This is a genomic window from Mitsuokella jalaludinii DSM 13811 (genome assembly GCF_000702905.1).
Taxonomy (GTDB): domain Bacteria; phylum Bacillota; class Negativicutes; order Selenomonadales; family Selenomonadaceae; genus Mitsuokella; species Mitsuokella jalaludinii.
On the sequence record NZ_JNKR01000057.1, the window covers coordinates 1 to 2,711 of the forward strand.

Consider the following 2,711-nt stretch of genomic DNA (forward strand, 5'->3'; position numbering starts at 1 on the left):
CCCGAGAACTGATCATCGAAGAGCATGCCAGCCGTCTCCGTGGAGAAGAACGGCATCTTGCCGAGCTTGACCTGGAAGTTCTTGTAGTCGCCCTGTGCCCAAACGCGTTTTACCGTCAGATCTGACGTCTCGTCTTTGCTCGGGTCCATGAATGCATCGATACGAGCCTTGACATGCCAGTTCTTGTTGACCTCAGCGCTCGGCTCGAGGCGGAAGTTGAGCTGATCTTTGTTCTGCTTTTTCGTAGAACCATCTTTTTGCTCATAGCGCTGGCTCCAGTAACGGTAACGAGCCTGGCCGTTCCACTTGACCATATCGGCATTGCGCTCGAGGTTGCTGACGCGGACGCCGAGGTTGTTAAGCTCATCGGAGAACTCTGCTGCGAGTTTGTCGATCAGAGCCTTGTCCGATGCCGAAACATCCGTTCTTGCCATAGCCTTGGCGATCATCTGAGCCATCTCATAGCGCGTGATGTTCTGCTGGCCGCGGAACGTCGTGTCGCCGTAGCCCTCGATGACGCCGTCAGCTGCGAGCTGGGTTACAGCATCGTAAGCCCAATGGTCAGCCGGTACATCAGAGAACGGGTTTGCTGCTGCAAACGTCGTGCTGGCTGCGCCAACGACGAGAGCCGTCGTCAGAGCGGATACAAGAGTCTTCTTCATGAGAAACTCCTCCTTCTATATGATTAAGAAGTGATTTTCTCAAAGCCGATCCAATCGCGACGCAGAGTATCCATGTTTCCTCTAGCTGTCGCTTTTTTGAACGCGCTTTGATTAAATTCAGTGTACCATACCCGGCTGCCCTCCGCAATAGGCTTACTAAAGAAAATTCTAAGAATTAACAATTTATCGTAGAAACTTCTCTAGAAAATAACAACAAAGCAGCATCCGTGGGAGCAAGCGGTTTACGCACAACGAGAGCAGCGCCCCCAAAGGGACGCTGCTCTCGTTCATTTGATTCATATAGAGAGAAGTGGAATTCGCGTGTATCAGAAGTGGAATTCGACGCGGCCGAAGAGCTTCTCGGCATCCTTGCCGTTGTCGATGTTCTCGCCGTTGAAGTACTTGACGCTTGCGACGGTGTTCTTGAAGAGTGTGTAGTCCGTGCCGACTTCCCAGCCCTTCGTGCCGGCCCAGGCGCCGTCGTACGACGGATCAAGGGCTACGTTCTGGCCGAGGTAACGGTAAGCGGCATAGGCGCCCCAGGTGCCCTTGTTCGCAGGCTCTGCGCCCTTGTAGTCGAGCTCGACCGTGCCGGCCTTCTTGTAGTCGTCGGCCTTCGTGTTCTCGGCATAGGCGCCGCCGAGGGCGACGTTCTTGTCGAACGCGTAGTGGAGGTTTGCGCTCCAGATGTCGGCATTGTCTTCATCCTGCGTGGACTTGTAGCTCTTGCCCATCGCCGTGAAGGCATCGCTGTTCAGATGATGGTAGCCAGCGCCGATGCTAAGCTTGTCCTTTCCGTACTGCAAGCCGACGCTTTGCATATTGGCCGTATCATCTTTTGCCTTAGCAGCCGCGTTGATGGAATCGTTGTTTGTATCGCCATCGAGGTCGAAGCGGCCTGCCTGCAGCGTGACCTTGAGGTCCTTGCCCGTCGTGATGGCGGCGCCGGAGATCTCGTCATCGAAGAGCAGGTTGCTGTCGAGCTGCATCGGCAGCTTGCCGACCTTGATGTTGGTCGTGCCGTACTGGCCATCCGCCCAGAGGCGCTGCAGCGTCACATTCGTATCCTGCTCATCACCATGTTTACCATTCGGGTCGGTGCTGTCCTTGGCAAGGTCCGTGGACGCATCGAGGCGGGCGTTGACATGCCAGTGATTGTTGACCTCAGCCGACGGCTCGAGGCGCAGCAGCAGTTCATCGTCGTTGCTCTTGCTGTCAGCTTTGGATTTGTCACGCGTGCTCGTATAGGTGTAGCGGGCCTCGCCGTTCCATTTCACCTTGTCGGCATTGCGCTCGAGGTTGCTGACGCGGACGCCGAGCGTATTGAGCTCATCAGAGAACTCAGCGGCGAGCTTGTCAATGAGGGCCTTGTCCGAAGCGGAGACGTCAGTCTTGGCCATGGCCTTGGCGACCATCTGCGCCATCTCGTAGCGCGTGATGTTCTGGTTGCCCTTGAACGTCGTGTCACCGTAGCCTTCGATGACGCCGTCGGCTGCGAGCTGGGATACAGCGTCGTATGCCCAGTGGTCAGCCGGCACATCGGAGAACGGGTTCGTTGCGGCAAATGTCGTGGATGCAGCGCCAACTACGAGCGCCGTCGTGAGTGCAGATACAAGAGTCTTTTTCATGATGAATTCCTCCCATCTTCCTTCTATGGCTCCTCGCCGATTAATAGAAGGCATCGAGTGAATTAAGTGGGAAGAGAACTGGGAGAATCGCGAGTCTCCATGTTTCCTCTGACGTCCCTGTCCCTTTCCTTTTGACACCATCATTATATTACTTGACTGAGTCAATTACAATTACACAGCTATTAGAAGTCCATTACACTTCAGTTAGAATAGTTTACTCACTCAACTATCAATACCATTGAGAATCCGCGCATGAAAAAAGCCTTCCACTGACAGTTGCCAGTGGAAGGCTTTGATCTGCGATTGCGTCTGAAAGCGACCGCTGCGCGTTATCAGAACCAGAAGTTCACGCGGCCGAAGAGCAGCTCTGCGTCTCTGTCGTTGTCCAGCTGCTTGCCGTTGAAGTAGTAAGCGGCAGCCG

Annotated in this window: 3 protein-coding genes; all 3 read right to left on the reverse strand. The window is 54.7% G+C overall.

Going from position 1 to position 2,711, the window contains the following annotated elements; genetic code table 11:
* On the reverse strand, positions 1 to 662 hold a 662-nt coding region (locus T518_RS11135), incomplete at its 3' end, for an S-layer homology domain-containing protein (protein ID WP_036378973.1).
* Positions 663 to 988: 326 nt separating this feature from the next.
* Positions 989 to 2,290: a putative porin gene (locus tag T518_RS11140; protein WP_036378975.1), complete on the reverse strand. Its 1,302-nt coding sequence runs from the start codon at positions 2,288 to 2,290 to the stop codon at positions 989 to 991.
* Between the two features lie 222 nt (positions 2,291 to 2,512).
* Positions 2,513 to 2,711: hypothetical protein (locus T518_RS12270; RefSeq protein ID WP_211248230.1), on the reverse strand; the 199-nt coding region annotated here is incomplete at its 5' end.